The sequence below is a fragment of the Ectothiorhodospiraceae bacterium BW-2 genome (assembly GCA_008375315.1).
Classification (GTDB): Bacteria; Pseudomonadota; Gammaproteobacteria; order Thiohalomonadales; family Thiohalomonadaceae; genus BW-2.
Genome location: CP032507.1, coordinates 572318 through 589565, shown reverse-complemented (window position 1 = coordinate 589565; position 17248 = coordinate 572318). Strand labels below are relative to the sequence as shown.

At 56.0% G+C, this 17248-nt stretch carries 13 protein-coding genes; 2 read left to right on the top strand and 11 right to left on the bottom strand.

The features are described 5' to 3' along the window. Positions 1 to 11: 11 nt before the first annotated feature. Complete coding sequence (locus D5085_02685; protein ID QEP42139.1) at positions 12 to 1007, bottom strand: KpsF/GutQ family sugar-phosphate isomerase; 996 nt, start codon at positions 1005 to 1007, stop codon at positions 12 to 14. A gap of 113 nt (positions 1008 to 1120) precedes the next feature. Between D5085_02685 and D5085_02680 the strand changes: the two genes are divergently transcribed. Further along, the gene (locus D5085_02680) at positions 1121 to 4564 is read left to right on the top strand and encodes a DNA polymerase III subunit alpha (GenBank protein ID QEP42138.1); all 3444 of its coding nucleotides are present in this window, start codon (positions 1121 to 1123) and stop codon (positions 4562 to 4564) included. 33 nt (positions 4565 to 4597) lie between these two features. After that, positions 4598 to 6637, top strand: coding sequence for a DUF342 domain-containing protein (locus D5085_02675; GenBank protein ID QEP42137.1), 2040 nt, complete (start codon positions 4598 to 4600; stop codon positions 6635 to 6637). A gap of 39 nt (positions 6638 to 6676) precedes the next feature. Here D5085_02675 and D5085_02670 read toward each other — a convergent pair whose 3' ends face one another. From D5085_02670 to D5085_02625, 10 genes are all read right to left on the bottom strand, one after another. After that, complete coding sequence (locus D5085_02670) at positions 6677 to 7999, bottom strand: tetratricopeptide repeat protein (protein QEP42136.1); 1323 nt, start codon at positions 7997 to 7999, stop codon at positions 6677 to 6679. 18 nt (positions 8000 to 8017) lie between these two features. Continuing rightward, entirely contained in the window at positions 8018 to 8887 is an 870-nt protein-coding gene (locus D5085_02665) for a DUF2075 domain-containing protein (protein ID QEP42135.1), read from the bottom strand. A 9-nt stretch (positions 8888 to 8896) separates the two neighbouring features. Next, positions 8897 to 10516 carry a pilus (MSHA type) biogenesis protein MshL gene (gene mshL, locus D5085_02660; protein QEP42134.1) on the bottom strand — a complete coding sequence of 540 codons (1620 nt, stop codon included), beginning with the start codon at positions 10514 to 10516 and terminating at the stop codon, positions 8897 to 8899. After that, a complete protein-coding gene (locus D5085_02655; protein QEP42133.1) occupies positions 10513 to 10866 on the bottom strand; it encodes a hypothetical protein in 354 nt (117 codons plus the stop codon). The genes mshL and D5085_02655 overlap by 4 nt, the downstream gene beginning before the upstream one ends. Further along, the gene (locus tag D5085_02650) at positions 10859 to 11566 is read right to left on the bottom strand and encodes a hypothetical protein (protein ID QEP42132.1); all 708 of its coding nucleotides are present in this window, start codon (positions 11564 to 11566) and stop codon (positions 10859 to 10861) included. The genes D5085_02655 and D5085_02650 overlap by 8 nt, the downstream gene beginning before the upstream one ends. Beyond that, on the bottom strand, positions 11563 to 12306 hold the full coding sequence (locus D5085_02645) for a hypothetical protein (GenBank protein ID QEP42131.1): 744 nt from the start codon (positions 12304 to 12306) through the stop codon (positions 11563 to 11565). The genes D5085_02650 and D5085_02645 overlap by 4 nt, the downstream gene beginning before the upstream one ends. Before the next feature lie 5 nt (positions 12307 to 12311). Then, a complete protein-coding gene (locus D5085_02640) occupies positions 12312 to 13373 on the bottom strand; it encodes a hypothetical protein (protein ID QEP42130.1) in 1062 nt (353 codons plus the stop codon). A gap of 34 nt (positions 13374 to 13407) precedes the next feature. Continuing rightward, on the bottom strand, positions 13408 to 15459 hold the full coding sequence (gene recG / locus D5085_02635) for an ATP-dependent DNA helicase RecG (protein ID QEP42129.1): 2052 nt from the start codon (positions 15457 to 15459) through the stop codon (positions 13408 to 13410). Positions 15460 to 15478: 19 nt separating this feature from the next. Next, positions 15479 to 16321, bottom strand: coding sequence for a sulfurtransferase (locus tag D5085_02630; GenBank protein QEP42128.1), 843 nt, complete (start codon positions 16319 to 16321; stop codon positions 15479 to 15481). A 78-nt stretch (positions 16322 to 16399) separates the two neighbouring features. Then, on the bottom strand, positions 16400 to 17062 hold the full coding sequence (locus tag D5085_02625) for a uracil-DNA glycosylase (GenBank protein ID QEP42127.1): 663 nt from the start codon (positions 17060 to 17062) through the stop codon (positions 16400 to 16402). Positions 17063 to 17248 lie beyond the last annotated feature (186 nt).

Below are 17248 nucleotides of genomic sequence, written 5' to 3'. Positions count from 1 at the left end.
AGCTTAGGTAGCTAGACCACTCGCGCCCGCAGTAGATCATGCATATTGAGCGTGCCGACTAGCTCCCCTTTATCGACTACCGGTAGGGCGTTAATCCGCTTGCGCTCCATTAGCGCTAGCGCTTCGGCGGCGAGCTTGTTGGGAGGGATGGTGGTAAATTGGCGCTGCATGACTGAGCTAATCGGCTGTTGATAGAACTCGATGTGGCCATGGTCGAGCAGTCGGCGTAGATCCCCATCGGTAAAGATTCCGCAAAGCTGGCCGGTGTTATCGACAATATTGGTCATGCCGAGCCCCTTGTGTGACATCTCGATGAGCGACTCCCCAACGGTCGTCTCCGGCTCTACCTGTGGAATGCTCTTTTGGGTGTGCATAAGATCCGCGACGGTTAATAGTAAGCGTCTGCCGAGTGACCCTGCGGGGTGGGAGCGGGCAAAATCTTCCGCACTAAAGTTGCGTGACTGTAGCAGAACCACTGCCATCGCATCGCCCATGACCAGTGCTGCGGTGGTACTGGAGGTGGGGGCTAGGTTGTGGGGACACGCCTCTCGTTCGACATGGATGGTAATATGGCTATTGGCCTCTCTCGCTAGTGGCGAGTCGGGGTGACCGGTCATGGCAATCAGCGGCACACCGAGGCGCTTAATGACGGGAAGAATGGTTAAAATCTCATCCGTTGCACCAGAGTTAGAGAGCGCTAACACCACATCGGCGGCGGTAATCATGCCTAAATCGCCGTGGCTCGCCTCGCCGGGGTGGACAAAGAAGGCGGGGGTGCCGGTGCTGGCGAGGGTGGCGGCAATTTTACCGCCTATGTGGCCCGATTTGCCCATTCCGGTCACAACGACTCGGCCACGACAGCTGAGCATCAGTTCGCAGGCGTGGATAAACGAGTCGGCTAGCTGGGTTTTGAGAGCCTCAACGGCACTTAGTTCTGCGTCAATGACCCGATTAGCGCGGGCGATGAGGGTAGCGGGGTTTAGCGGGAGAGAGCCTGTGGTTGTCATGAGTTTAGCAGAAGTTTTATTGTCAATATTTTTCAGTATGATATATAGTTACAAGTTGTTTATAACAATTAACATTAATTGCTTCACCACCATTCTAGGATCTATTACGCTACATGACAACGCCCTTTGTCCATCTGCTGCTCCATAGCGAGTATTCGCTGGTTGATAGCTTGATTCGGGTCAAAGCGCTAGTGGGACGCTGTGTAGAGGAGCAGATGCCGGCGGTGGCGGTGACCGATCGCATGAATCTGTTTGCGATGGTGAAGTTTTATAGCGCCGCGCAGCAGGTGGGGGTCAAGCCGATTATTGGGGTCGATCTGCTGCTACGAGCCGATGAGCCCGAGGCTCCCCCCTATCGCTTAGTGGCACTATGCAAGAGTCGTGACGGATATCTCAATTTAAGCCGCATTATCTCTCAGGCCTACATTGAACGGGGGGCGAGAGGCGAGCCACGGGTCGAGCGAGAGTGGCTACAGCAGTGGCGTCAAGGGTTAATTCTGCTCTCCGGTGGGATGCATGGTGATCTAGGAGCTGCCCTGCTGGCCGATAACCGTGATCTCATTGAACAGCGCTGCGACTGGTATCAGCGCTACTTTGGCGATAACTTCTATCTGCAACTACAGCGCACCGGACGGCCGCAGGAGGAGAGCTATCTCCACGCGGCGGTCGAGTTAGCCGCAGAGCGCGATATTCCCGTGGTGGCGACTAACGATGTGCGCTTTCTATCCTCAGAGGAGTTTGATAACCATGAGGTCCGCTGCTGTATCGCCGAGGGGAGAACACTCGACGATCCACGGCGGCAGAAGAGGATTAGCGAGGCGCAATATCTGCGCTCAGGGGCGGAGATGGCCGAGCTGTTTGCCGACATCCCCGAGGCGCTGGAGAACACCCTAGAGATAGCTAAGCGCTGTAACTTAACCTTAGAGTTAGGCAAAAACTATCTGCCCGACTTTCCTATCCCAGAGGGGATGAGCGAAGCGGACTACTTTCGCCAACTCTCTAGGCAGGGGCTGGCGCAGCGGCTAGCGCAGCGACTCGATCCTACAGTAGCTGACTATCACGAGCAGCGACGACTCTATGAAGAGCGGCTGGAGATTGAGCTAAAGGTCATTATCGACATGGGGTTTCCCGGCTACTTCCTCATTGTGGCCGACTTCATTCAGTGGGCTAAAAATCAACATATTCCGGTTGGGCCGGGAAGAGGCTCGGGTGCCGGCTCGCTAGTCGCCTATGCGCTGACGATTACCGATCTCGATCCACTCGCCTACGAGCTACTCTTTGAACGCTTTTTGAACCCAGAACGGGTCTCCATGCCCGACTTTGATATCGATTTTTGCATGGAGGGGCGAGATCGAGTCATCGACTATGTCGCCGAGCGTTATGGGCGAGAGAAGGTATCACAAATTATCACCTACGGCACCATGGCGGCCAAAGCGGTAGTGCGTGATGTGGGACGAGTACTAGGCCACCCGTTCGGTTTTGTCGATAAAATTGCCAAACTGATTCCGTTTGAGCTGAAGATGACCCTCGATAAAGCACTCACGCAGGAGCCGCTACTGCAAGAGCGCTACGATGAGGAGGAGGAGGTACGGGCACTCATCGATATCGCCCGTTCGCTGGAGGGGTTGACCCGTAACGCCGGTAAACACGCCGGCGGCGTGGTGATCGCCCCGACCGAGCTGACCGACTTCTCGCCGCTCTACTGCGAAGAGGGGGGCGGTAGCATCGTCACCCAGTTCGATAAAGGGGATGTCGAAGCGGTCGGGCTGGTGAAGTTTGACTTTTTGGGGCTCAGAACGCTAACCATTATCGACTGGGCGTTGGCCAACCTGCCGCCGCAGGTGCGCGAGAGCATCGATATCAATACCATTCCACTCGATGATAAGGCAGCGTTTCGACTCCTAAAGGCGTGTCAGACCACCGCCGTGTTTCAGCTCGAATCGCGCGGTATGAAAGATCTAATCCACCGCCTACAGCCCGATAACTTTGAAGACTTAATTGCCCTAGTGGCGCTATTTCGACCGGGGCCGTTAGAGTCGGGAATGGTCGATGACTTTATTAACCGTAAACATGGTCGGGCTAAAGTCGAATACCCCTTTGCCGAGACCGAGACGATTCTGAAACCGACCTATGGGGTGATCGTCTATCAAGAGCAGGTGATGCAGCTCTCACAGGTAATTGGGGGGTATTCACTCGGCGGTGCCGATCTACTGCGTCGGGCGATGGGAAAGAAGAAACCCGAAGAGATGGCCAAACAGCGGGCTATCTTTATGGAGGGGGCCGAAAAGGGGGGCTTTGATAGCGTTAAGGCCGGCGCACTGTTTGATCTAATGGAGAAGTTTGCCGGCTACGGCTTCAATAAATCGCACTCGGCCGCCTATGCGCTAGTCTCCTATCAAACCGCGTGGCTAAAAGCCCACTATCCAGCCCCGTTTATGGCGGCGGTACTCTCGGCTGATATGGATAATACCGATAAAGTGGTGACACTGATCGACGAGTGCCACGCCATCGGATTAGAGGTGGTCGTGCCCGATCTTAACCGCAGTGGCTACCGTTTTAGCGTCACCGAACAGCGACCTAACCGAGTGATCTATGGTCTAGGGGCGATTAAGGGGGTGGGAGCGGCAGCGATTGAGACCATCTTAACCGAGCGGGAGCTGCGTGGCCGGTTTAAAGATCTGTTTGATCTCTGTCAAAGGATCGATACCGGCAAAGCCAATCGGCGCGTGCTGGAGGCGCTCATTCGCGCCGGAGCGTGCGACTCGCTCGGCCCGAATCGAGCAACACTCTCCGCCTCATTAGAGCAGGCGCTCCAACTGGCCGACCAGCGTAAAAAGAATCGGGCGGCTAAAATGGGCGATCTGTTTGGATTGGCGCAGGCCGAAGGGCATGAGTTCACCACGGCAGCTGAATGGGATGAGAGCGAACGGCTGCGCTACGAGAAGGAGACCTTAGGACTCTACCTCACCGGCCACCCCATCGAATACTATCTGTCAGAACTCAAACAGTTTACCAGTGACAGATTGGCTGAACTGCGTGCCGATAGTGATCGAACCGTGGTCGTGGCGGGGTTGGTGCTCGATATTCGTACTCGGCTCAATAAGCGCAATGATCGTTGGGCGATTGTGACGCTTGACGACCAATCGGCTCGGCTAGAGGTGACTCTCTTTGCCGATATCTATGCTCAGTATCGGGAAATAGTCACTAAGGACGCTATTTTAGTGGTGGAGGGGAGAGCCTCTAACGATGAGTACAGTGGCGGAATTCGTTTTCAAGGTAGCCGAGTTTGCGATATTACCGCCGCTAGAGAGCTCTACGGCAAGGCGCTCGATATCTACCTGAATGAGGCGAGCGACAGCCATATAGTAGAGCAGCTTGCGCGACAACTTGAGCCGTTTCGCCAAGGTGGGTTACCCTTACGATTTCACTACCGTAACTTACAGGCCGAAGCGATGCTTCGCACCCAACCGGAGTGGGCGATTCGTCCTGAAGATGAGCTGTTGCGGCGGTTAGCAGAGCTGCTGCCGCGGGGGCAGTTTAAAATTAGCTATCGTTAGTGGACGAGAGGCCATTTGCTAGAGGAGGATAAGATGTTACAACAGAAAGCACCTACAACGGAACCGGTCGTGGTGACCTTGGGAAAGTTAGCGTTAAAAGCCAACCTACTGACCCGAGAGCAGTTAAGTGAACTATTACGGCAGGTTAAACGAGAATGGCAGCAGGGGGGGCAGATTAGCGCCAAAAAGCTATTTTTGGTCAGTGGCCTGCTCGAAAAAGAGCAGTTTGACCATCTGGTGGCGACCTATAAAATGCGCCAGCTACGGCAGGAGGGCAAGCAGCTCGGCGCACTAGCTCTTGAACTGAAGATGATCAAACCTGACCAGTTACAGCAGGCGCTAACGCTGCAAAAACAGCTATTTCAGCGCGATCATCAAGCACTGCCGCTGGGAAAAATTTTAGAAAAAAAGGGTTTTGTGACCCCGGCGCAGCTACAGCAGCTAGTTGAACAGCGACAGTTGACTCAACCCGCGGCCGAGGAGAGCGCCGATGAGCAAGCGGCTCAAGAGCTGACCTTTGCGATTGTCCCCTCCAAAGATGGCTCACAATGTCTATTGAAACTCTACTCACCCTACCGAGGAGAGGATGGGGTAGCGCTACTGCACACGATGCTGCATAAAGCGCGAATCACTTTTGGCCTGGTTGGCGATGATACATTGGCGCGGCTACTAGCCGGTGAGAAGGGGGAGGAGGGGAGCTGGGTGATCGCGAAAGGGCGGCCTCCAGAGCGAGGTGTTGATGGCAAAGTGGTGTATCAATTTGATACCGATCCCCTCAAAATTGGCAAGGTGAAGCAGGGGGGGCAGATCGATTTTAAAGATCGAGGTGAGATTCCCCACATTGAGGCCGGTTCGGTGTTAGCAACGATTACCCCGCCGGTACCGGGCAAGCCGGGCATGACTATCTTCGGTAAGGAGATCGCCCCACCTAAACTGAAACAGCCGAAGGTGAACTGCGGCAAAGGGGCCAAACTAGGGGCGGATAAGTTAACTGTCATCGCGTCGGTTCGAGGCACCCCCTCCCTGAACGCGACCCGAGTCCTATCGGTCAGTCAGGTGCATCAAATTAAGGGGGATGTCGGCTATAAGAGCGGCCATGTCGAATTTGAGGGCGACATTGAGGTCAAAGGGGTGATTCATGACGGCTTTAAGGTGAAGGGGAATCGGCTGATCACTAAAGAGATTAACGCTGCAGATATCGAGATTAGCGGTGACATTTTAGTGCAGGGGGGGATTATTGGCGGCAAAATTCGCTGCGGTGGCCATCTGCGAGCCCACTTCATCCATAATGCCGAGCTTGAAGTCAATGGCGATGTACTCGTCGATAAAGAGGTATTTGAGAGTACCATCCACTGTGGTGGCGCCTTTTTAGGTGAGCGGGTAACGCTATTTAACTCAACCCTCTCCACCTGTGGCAATATGGTCGTTAAAGATGTCGGTTCTGAAGATGGTGCCTCACCTAACCACCTCTATCTTGGCACCTGTATTCGGATTCAGCAGGAGATAGAGCAGCGGCAGCAGCAGCTCAAGAGGCTACAGCAGCAGCAGCAGCAGGATGAGATGGAGATTGTCGCGCTAGAGCAGGAGCGGCAGCAGATGAGTGATCAAATTACCGAATTTGCCCAAATTCAAGATCTCTCCCAAGTGGAGATACGGCCACTGCAAGAGCACCTGAAACAGTTTGCCGATAAACAGATAATGGAGGCGCGTAAGCTACAGCAAGATATAACGGCGCTGCAGCAGAAAATTAGCACTGCCGAAGAGGAATTAAATCGCCAGTTTGAACGCCAAGAGGCGATCGATACCGAGATTCCAGAGCTGCAACAGCGGCTAGCGTCGCTGCGAGATGAGCAGGCGCTGCTAGAGGGTGAACTAGAGGTGCTACAGCAGCAGCGCGAAGCGCACGGAGTAGAGGCCTTGATCGATCTGAAAGGGACGATGAATATCGACACCGAATTGACCGGCCTTCACGCCTCACTGAAGCTAGAGCGCCCACTGAAGCGGCTCAAGATTCGCCACCATCGAGTGGGTGACAAGGAGCAAGGCTACCGCTGGGTGATCGATTGGGAGTAATGAATAGCTACTAACTGGCCACGAACAGGGTAAAGAGCGCTACTGTGGTGATAGCTGCGCTAGTTTGCCTCTAATAAACGCCACCATGGAGGCGTTTAGCTGCCGATCTCGATTTAACAGCGCGTTTTGATACCCCTCTAGTGCGGTGGCCTGCTGTTGCAGCGCTTCGGCTGAGAGGGCTAACCCGAGCCACCAGCGCGACTGCTCTGGATCGATAGCGACCGCTTGGGTAAAGTGTTCTAGGGCAGGGCTGTGGTTGCCCTGCTGCTGCTGTAGCGTGGCTAACATGGCGTGGTATTCAGGCTGTTGCGGGGTGGTGACTAGACCCGCTTGGAGCAGCGCCATGGCTTTATCGCTCTGCTCTTGTTGGTGGTAGAGTCGTGCTAGCTGTAGGCGGTAGGGGCTATGGTGGGGTGCCAGCTCAATGCCCTGTTGTAGTACCTCTTCGGCCTGTTGTGGCTGCTTTTGGTCGAACAGCAGGGCGCGAAGCCACGCCTCCCGACTAGGGTGGTGGTGAGGCCAGTGCTCTAGCGCCTCTCTCCACGCTGCCGTGGCGTTTTCGATATCTCTGTTGTGGTAGGCCGTTTCACCGCGTTGATAGGCCGCTTGGGCTAACTCTGCTGCCGTTGGCGGCAGGGGTTGCTTCATCGGCGGTGGCGAAGGGGGTGGGGCAGAGGCACTCTCGGTTTCGACGATCGGCGGGGCTAAGAGCGGTAGCTGAAAACGGTTGGAGCGGCCGCTAGCTGCGGTTAGTTGGAATGTCCACTGCTCCGGGCCGTAACCCATCTTGAGCTTGAGGTGGATCGTCTTAGCATCGACGAGGGTGAATTGCCCCTCGGTAAAGGTTTGGCAGCGCTTAGGCCAGCACACCTCAATGGCAGTGACGTCGGCCAAATTTTGTCCACGAATGAGCAACGGCACCTTGCCTAGCTGCGCCGGTGCCGGGTTTGGCGTTATGGCGTTAATGAGCGGTAGAGGCGGTGGGGCGGGGGGGGTGGTGGGGGGGAGCGTTACCGCTTGAGCCACTTTCGGGGTAATAGAGACGCTAATTGGGGCAGGCGCAGGGGGGGGAGGAGTCGCAACTGCCGTTGCGGTAGCGGTTTGGGGGGGGAGTTGGGGTTGGGGGGCGGTCGGGGCGGTCGGGGCGGTCGGGATAGTAGCCATTGCCTCTGACAGCCGCTCGAGCGAGCCGGTTTGCCAGAGGGTGATGGCGACTGCCCCTAAGAGGAGGATAAGTGTACTCAGTCGTAGCAGTCGGCGCCGATTGAGGGGGCGGCTTGGGCTAAGCAGAATATCGACCCCCTCAGCTTGACGACTTTGGCGCTGGTCGAGATCTTGTAACATTTGGTTAATGACGCTCATGGGGGTGTTCCTCGGTCGTTAACTGCCGTAGAGGAGCCAGTTGATTAGGTTGAAACGGATCGCAAATGCCCCCTCGGTATCCCGAATGGCGGCTTTGATATGGCGTGGTTTAATGGTTTTCAGCCCCTCGCCATAGCCTAGCAGCAGCGCTTTGTGGGTTAAGATATTAATCAGTCGCGGGTAGCCACCACTCCCTTGATGGAGCAGTTTTAGGGCGTGGTACTCAAATTGGGGCGAGCTATTAGCACCGGCGAGGCGTAGCCGGTGGCTGATATAGGTCATTAGCTCTTGTAGGGTTAGCGGCTCTAGGTGGTAGGAGAAGGTGATGCGCTGTTTCAGTTGCCGTAGCTGCGGTAGGTTGAGCTTATCGTTCAGCTCCTGTTGGCCAAACAGCACCACTTGGAGTAGTTTGAAGCTCTCGGTTTCGATATTGGTTAATAGCCGCATCGTCTCTAGGGTCTCGATAGCCATCGATTGGGCTTCGTCGATGCAGAGAATAGCGCTCTTTGCTCGCTCCTGCTGTCGTCGCTGAATGAGTTCGGCGGTAATCACCTTAATGAGCTGGTGTGGATTAGACTCGTTATCGCACGCTAGTGATAGCTCGGTAGCGACGCTCTGTAGTAGCGCTATTGGCGAGAGTGCTGGGTTGGGAATATAGATAGTGTGGTGGCTCTTAGCGAGGGTATTGAGCAGTTTGCGGCAGAGTAGTGTTTTGCCGGTTCCTATCTCGCCGGTAATCTTTAAAAAGCCCTCCCCAGTTTGCAGCGCAATATCGAGCGTCTCAAAGGCCTTGCGGTAGTGGCCAAAGGCGAGGAAGAAGTCGGTATTAGGCGAGAGCGAAAACGGTAGCTGCTCAAGATTGTAGAAGTCGAGATAGAGGGGGGGCATGGCCAAAGTTTAATGTTGGCGCTTAAGGCGCTGTAGTAGCCGTTGATTTCGGTTTAACTCCCGATCCCAGCTATGATGGTCGTCTATTAGGGTTGGGCGCAGCAGAATCACCAGTTCGCTCTTCACGCGACTGCGGGCGGTATGGGTGAAGAGGTTACCGAGCAGAGGAATATCGCCTAGTAGCGGGACTTTGCTCTCATTATCCCGTTCATTGGTCTGCATTAGCCCGCCGATGACGACAATTTGGCCGTTGGCAGCACGAATAATGCTATCCGATTCGCGGATATTGCTCACCGCTAGCGGCACGGTGAAGTTGCCGACATTTTTAATCTCTTCGGTGACCTGACTCACAGTGGGGTGAACATGGAGGGTGATATCACCTCTCAGTCCGATTTGGGGGGTAACATCAAGCGCGACGCCGGAGAAGAAGGTGTCGATTTCGGGAGTGGGTAGGGCGTTGGTGGTATTTTCGTTCACATCGGGGGCGGTAAAGCCGTTCACAAAGAACTCGTCAGTACCAATTTTTATGACCGCTTTTTGGTTATTAAGCGTGGCGATGCGGGGGCTGGAGAGGACATGCACTTCGCCTTGGCCCTTGAGTAGCTCAATGAAAGCGGCAAAGCTGCTCCCTTCGAGAGCTGCGCTAAACATCCCGCCGAAGGGGGCAAAGGAGGTTGGGTTGAGGGATGAGCCCTCTGCTAGTAGTTGACCGCCCTCGTTGCTGGTGAGTCCGGTTACATCATCAATCGCCTGTGATAGGGTGAGCTGTTTTGAGCCCTGCTGCTGGATAGAGGCCCAGTTAATACCGCTTTGAAACCGATCACTCAGTTCGACTTCAATAATGTGCGCTTCAATAATCACCTGGCGCTGCAAAATCGCCTCGGTCTGTTGTAAGTAGCGCTCTATATGGCGTAGCGCTTTTGGGGGAGCGGTGACGATAATCATGCCGGTTTGGGCGGCGATGGTAATCTGCCCCTCTTCACCGGCAATCGCTTGCAGATTCTCTTGTAGCCGCTCCCAAAAGGCCTCGGTGGTGGCGCGGGTTTCGATTGAGCTGCTAATCGCGCCGCTACTGCTGTCGCTACTACTGTTGCTGCGGCTAGAGCCGGCGCTGGTGGTTGAGCTGCCGGTGCGAGCTACCGAGAGGTAGTCGAGCTGGTAGATCTCACTACGGGGGGTGTTGGCCAGAATCTCTAGCTGATGTTGCTGCTGATCGAGACGGTAGTCGAAGCCGTAGCGTCGTCGCACTAACTCTAGCAGTTGGGGTAGGGTAGTCTGTTTGAGCTCTAAGGTAATGGTACCCTCTAGCGCGGGATCGAGAATTAGGCTATAGGGGGTTCCCTCCACTAGCGCGGTAAAAAAGGCGTTCACTGGCAGATCGCGGGCGCTGAGAGAGAAGCGGGGTTCAGGTTGGCGTTGCGCCTGCTGCGGTAGTGGGGCGATGGTATCGAGCAGACTGCTCTGTAGCTCGGTAGCTAACTGCTGTTCGACGGAGAGCTGTCGCTGCTCAAGAGTCTGCTCTAGAGTCGGCGAGCTATCGAAGCGGCTATTGAGTTGCGTGTTAAGGCAGCCAGCTAGCATAAGCGGCAGCAGGAGCAGTGTGAGCCTGAGGGGCATAAGATAAGTCATGGCTGTTTTATCGATTGTGGAGTCAAGTAGAGTTCAATAACCTGTTGCTGCCGCAGCAGCGAGACCGAATTGGGTTGAATAGCAATGATCCTCGCATCAAACAGAGTATCGCCGGCGCGGACTAACTCGCCGTTGATAATGGCGACACGACGATCTGAGTGGCGCTTAATGCCGTGTAATACTAGCTCAATCGGGGCTTTGGTGGCACCCTCAGCGCCCTCGTTCTCCTCTGGGGCAGGGTTGGTCGTGAGGCCGGGAATGGCGAGCTCAGGACGCATCGGATCGCTACTTTGGCTACTGACCGCCGCGCTAAAGAGGAGTAGCAGCGCCATTAATATTAGCTTAGACATCGGCAAAGCTCCGAGTTAGGCTAAGGGTATGCAGTATGAGCTCCATCTTTACCTTTGGGTAGTCGCTGTTATCGACTGTGAGTGACTGCCACAGATATTGCCACGGTAGCGCCTCTAGTCGCTGTAGATACTCAATCAGGTGGGGATATCCCCCCTGTAGCTCGATCTTAATCGGGTGCTCAAACAGGGCCGGTATTCGCGGCGGTGGTTCGGCGTTGCTATTGTTGCCACTACCGGTTTGAGTCGGGCTCTGCGGTGGGTCGATATAGATGGGAATGGGGGGGAGGTTGGTGACCGACTCAACTTGGATCGTTGCGGGGTGGTTCAGTAGTTGCTGTAACAGTTTGGCCATCTCATCAGGTGGCACGACGCCGCGAATCGACCGTTGTAGCTCGCCTAACTCGCCATTAAGCTGCTGTAGCTGCTGCTGTAACTGCTGCAGTCGGGTGCGCTGGTCTAGATCGGGATCGTGCTGGTGTTGGCCGATAATGGCAGCGGTATCGATATCGAGCTGGTTGATCTCATCGCCGAGCTTACGGTTCTGCTGCTGTCGTTCGGTTAACTCGCTAGCCATTGGAGTCAGATAGAGAGTATCGGCAAGATAGAACAGCAGCACACTGATAACGCCGCTCAGAATCACCCGTTCGCGAGGGGAGCGCCGATTTATTTGGCTAACAATATCCGATAGTTTCTGTGTCATGGCTGGGACTCTAACGACTGCATCGAGGGGACACCGCTATGGGTTTTGGCGATAGCGCTCCAGCTACCTAGTAGGTCGTCGGCTGCTATGGGGGGGGCGGTGGTGGTTACTTCGGAGCCTTCGGCTGCGGTCTGAATGGAGAAGGTGATAAGCCGGGGATCGAGCGGGCTCTGTGGCTGCTCAGCTGAGGGTTGCGGGCGTTGCAGCACCACTTTTTCTAACGAAGTTCCGCTATAGGCCGGCTCTTGGTTTAGACGCTGAATATAGAGCGGCAGTGCGTCGGCCTCGATACTCATCCCTTCGAGCTTCAGGCTCCGCCCCCGATGGCCGACATCGATGCGGGTTAACCATAGCGAATCGAGATCTTGTCGCGCTAGCCCCACTAGGTAGTGCGATAGTGGGGGGGGCTCTTGACTGCTGCTATATCGCTGTAGCACCTCGATCATCCTCTGTCGGTAGTCGATCTGGCGCAGCGTCGATTGCTGGCGGGTAATGAGGGTCGGATCGGGTTTGGGGGGCGGAAATTTGAGCCTCAGCTCTTGGTTTCGTTGCTCTTTTTGGCTCTTCTGTTGCGTTAGCTGCTGCTGCTGTTGTCGTAGCTGCTGCTGGTTCTGCCATAACAGCGCCCCATAGCCCCCTATCGCTACGCAGACAGCTATCAAGACGGCCACCATCTGCCCGAGCGGAAAGGTGACTTTCGGTTTTCGAAACTGCGGTAGGTAGAGGTTAATCTGTTGCATCGTGGTTACTTAGTTCCAAACTGGCGCAGTGCCGCACCGATAGCGGCGAAGGTGTGCGACTGTAGCTCCTGACTGATATCGATATCGGGCTGTAGTAGCTGGTTAAAGTCGATCTCACCGGTCTCAAGACCGAGGCTCTCTTGTAGATAGCTGCGTAGGCCCTCAATCGGCTGCTCTAGGGGGGCGATCACCATTTTGGTAATCGGTGGCATGGCAAAGTTGCGGGTGTAGTAGTCGAGAGTGCGCTGGATTTCGAGGGTAATTTTATCGACATAAGGTTGCCTATCGAGCGCCAGACCGTGCTCATCGTGGAGCGTTAGTTCATCATCGGCCGCTTTTTCGGCGGCGCTGACAATCTGATCTAGCCCAATACTGGTGCGGCGGGAGAGGAACATATTTTGATCATGGGTAATGGTAATCAGACCGGCATGTGGCTGCATGCGTAGCATGAGCAGCCCCTGCTTATCATCCTCAGGTAGCAGCATGGCGATATTGCGATAGGCCAGTTCAGGAATATCGATAGCATCAAGCTGGAGCCCTAGCTGCTGAAACAGTTTGATGTGATCACGAATGGTCTGGTCGCGACTGACCGCCGCATAGAGCACCTTCTGCCGTCCGCGCTCATCCTGCCCGGGGACTTCGAAGATATCGAAGGCGGCCTGTTCGATATCGAAATTGATCATCTCCTTCAACCGCCAGCGAATCGCATCGCGCATCTCCTCGGCACCGACAGCGGGTGGTTCGGTATTGTAGAGGGTAAACTGCTCGTGGTTGAGTACGCTGACCAGTCGCCCTCGCTCCGGTTTGTGTTGTACCATTAGCTCATGTAGCTGCTTGGCGAGCGTGGTTTGGGTCGAGGGTTCAGCCAGTGCCGTGACTAGCTTTGGGCCGCTACGGCTCTGCTGAATCTGTGCTAGGGCGAGATGATCCTCTCGTAGCGCTATGCCGGTGATAAAGTCACTACGGCGATTGCGTAACTGTAGTCGTTTCAGTACCCCCGCAATCACTCTTCTCTCCCTCCTGTCGATTTGGTTTCTCTTAAATGAAAATTCTAACAGCTTATTCATTAGTTTGTGAACTTTTTTTACAGTGATTTGTTAACTACACTTGGCTGAGCTGTTCAATCTCTGCCCCTAACCAGCGTTCAATAAGTGGCGAGATAGCCTCGTGGTGCTGTGCGACCATGCGGGCTGCCTGCTGTTGTGTCGGCTCTAGCCAATTCTGATCGCGCTGTAGATCGGCGATGCGGTAGTTGATGAGTCCCGTCTGACGGCTGCCGAGCAGTTCGCCGGGGCCGCGAATGGCCAGATCGCGCTCGGCGATATAGAAGCCATCTCTCGACTCGCGCATGACCTCTAGTCGCTGTTGAGCACTCTCCCCTAAGGGCGGCTTGTAGAGTAGCACACAAAAGCTCTGTTCATTACCACGACCGACCCGACCCCGTAGCTGGTGTAGCTGTGCTAGCCCGAGCCGTTCGGCATTATCGATCACCATGACGGTGGCATTTGGGACATCGACGCCGACCTCAACCACGGTGGTGGCCACTAGGAGATCGAGTTGGCCGGCGCGAAAGGCGGCCATCGTCTGCTCCTTCTGTTCGGTGGCTAGGCGGCCGTGTAGTAGGCCGATCGAGAGCTGCGGTAGCCGCTGCTGTAGCTGCTGCCACTGCTTTTCGGCCGATTGGCACTGTAGGACCTCCGATTCATCGATGAGCGGGCAGATCCAGTAGGCCTGACGCCCCCGCGCGCAGGTGTGGCCGATGCGCTGTAGTACCTCTTCACGCCGCTCTTCGCTCATGACGGCGGTGGTAATCGCCTGCCGACCGGCGGGGAGCTCGTCTATCACCGAGAGATCGAGATCGCCATAGGCGGTCATTGCGAGTGAGCGCGGAATCGGGGTGGCGGTCATGACGAGCTGGTGGGGCTGCGCTTTCGCTTTGCTAAAGAGCGCTAGCCGTTGATGGACGCCAAAGCGGTGCTGTTCGTCGATAATAATTAAGCTAAGATCGGCAAACTCAACCTGTTGCTGAATGAGGGCGTGGGTACCGATGACCATCTGACACTCCCCCGTTGCGATGCGCTGTAGCAGCGCCCTTTTTTGGCTCCCCTTGACTCTCCCTCCTAACCAGCCAATCTCAATCTCTAGCGCCTTAAGCCAGCGCTCAAAGGTGTGGTAGTGCTGTTCTGCTAACATCTCGGTGGGCGCCATGAGAGCGCACTGTTTGCCGTGACCGAGTGCCTGTAGGGCTGCCATGGCCGCGACGATGGTTTTGCCGGAGCCGACATCACCTTGGACTAACCGCTGCATGGGGGTGGATCGTTGCAGATCGGCTTCAATGTCGCCTACCACTCGTCGCTGAGCCGCGGTTAGCTGAAAGGGTAGCTGCTGTTGTAGTTGACGCTGTAGTTTAGGGGTTGGCGGTAGTGCTGGGGCGTCGTCACGGCAGTGGTGCTGACGCAGCTGCTGCATCGCTAGCTGGTGGGAGAGTAGCTCCTCTACCGCGAGCCGTTGCAGTGCTGGGTGGGAGCCCGCTAATAGCTGCTGCGCACTACGCTCTGTCGTGGGGTGGTGTAGCTGCTTTAGTGCACTAGCGAGGCTCGGCCATGACTGCTGCGGCCAGAGCGGCGCTAGGTAGTCGGTGAGGCTATCTAGCTGCGCTAAGGCGCTCTCAATGAGGTGCTGTAGTCGTGGCTGAGCTAAGCCGGCTGTGGTGGGGTAGATGGGGGTGAGATGGTCGGGTAGGGGGGGAGGGGTGTCGGTGGGCAGTCGCGTTAGCTCCGGGTGGGCTATCTCAAGGTGATCTCCGACCTGTCGCGCGATGCCAAAGGCGCGAACCCGAGCCCCTATCTGCCACTGCTGTAGCTGTTTGGTGTTAAAGTGAAAAAAACGGCACTTAATGCTCTGCTGCCCGTCGCTCAGGGTCAGCGTCAGGCTGCGACGGCTGGTGTGGTGGATCGCATTGGCGCTGATGGTCGCTTCGATGAGCGCCTCGTGGCCAGCTCGCAGATCGCCAAGGGCGGTGAGCTGGGTCTGATCCTGATAGCGCAAGGGGCGGTGTAGTAGCAGCTCGAAGGGGCGTGCAATGCCGAGTTTGGCCAACTTCTTTACCCCATCGGCGCCGATCCCAGGGAGCGTCTCTAAAGTATTGAACACTAGCGCAGGGTTCTATCTGTCAGTGGCGGATGGGGGCGGGAGAGGGGGGGCCTAACTCAATGGGGGTGTCGGGTCGATTGCCCCAGTCAGACCAAGAGCCCTCATAGCCGTGGCTCTGAAAGCCCAGATAGTCGAGCACAAACCAGTTGAGCGAGGAGCGGTGGTGGGTCTGGCAGTAGCTGACCACCGTCTGATCGCGGCTAAGACCGAGCCTTGTGACTATCTGTTCTAGTTCAGAGCGCGGTTTTAGGCGCAAATGATGCGTGTGATCCATCAGCTCAGTCCACTCTAGCCAGAGGGCGCCGGGGATATGCCCCCCGCGACTGGCAAACCGCTTGAGGCCGCTAAACTCCTCTGCGCTGCGGGCGTCAACTAGGGCAAAATCGTCATCACCGAGGTGGGCCATAATCAGCTCATGGTCGGCATGGGCTGGGGCGTGCATCTCGAACCGAGCCTCATAGTGGGTCGGTTGGGGGGTGTAGGGGGTTGTCGCTAGCGGAAAATCTTCATTTAGCCAGGCGTGGGCACCGCCGTTGAGGAGCGAGAAGTGGGGGTGGCCAATGCAGGCGAGAGTCCAGAGCAGACGGCACGCTTTGCCCCCTCCCTCATCGTCATAGGCGACGATGTGGTGTGCTGGCGTTAGGCCGAGTTTAGAGAAGAGGGTCGAGAGCTGGCGGTTATTCGGCAGCAGTCCGCCGACGGGGGGGAGTTGGCGCACTAGCTGCTCATAGTCCAAGGTAACCGCCCCTGGGGGTGTGGGGAGGTTGCGGCGCGGGTCACATAGGTTGACAAGGCGCAGTTGGGGATCCTTCAGATGGTGTTGGAGCTGTTCCGGTTCCAGGAGTCGGGGGTAATTTTGCATGGTAGTCTCGTAGGCTGGTAACAGAGGGGGAGTCACAGTAATAGGGGGAAGGGGGGGAAAAGACAATAGAGTCTATCGTCACTGTAGCCGCTGTAGCCGCTGTTGCAGTAGCGTTGGAAAGTGGCGGTACCAGGTCGCATTGAGTGGTGAGGGGTGGGGTAAGGGTGCGAGTTCTAGGCGCCGTCGCTGCTGCTGCTGGATAAAGTCGATGGTGGTTGTCTGTTCAAACCGTTGTGGCTGTTGCCAAAAGCTCTGTAGCTGGTCGCGGGTGGTTTTCGGTTGGGCGATGGCGAACCAGAAAAAGGCCTCGCGCCCTAGGGTAATCACCCTCTCCCCCTGCCATCGATTGAGGAGTAGCTCGGCAATGAGCGGTTGAAACTCCCTTTTGACCGCCATCGACCACGCTTTGTTGCCGATCGGTTTGTAGGGGACGGTATTGAGCCAGAAGTAGCCCTCACCGATGGCGATCGAGGCGTCAAAATCGGGTAGTTCGCGCTGATGGTGGAACAGATAGAGCTGCTGGCGCACCTTCTGTCCGCCAGCACCGATAAAGGGGAGTTGGTGGATGACCTCCTCCCGACCCGGATCGCGGCCAAAGAAGCAGATCGGGGCAGCGGGGGCTCCGTGGCCGATAATCGGCTGCTGCCAGTCGGCACCGGCTTGGTCGTAAACGGCTCTGTCGATCCCCTCTAATGTGGCGGCAAGGTGGCGAAATGGGGCTGGATTGAGTGGTGTTATCATCGAGGGTATCGGCTCTTTAGGTGGAGGTACTAGGGTGCCTATTGTAGAGAGTAGGCGGGGAGTTGGGCAACCCCCAATAGCTGCGGCGTTATGGGGCTGTGGTGCCATTTTGAACGCCTCATCCGGCATATACATAGATTTAGTTGGGAGCTAAGCGTATAATCGCCGACTTTACAGCGCTTATTC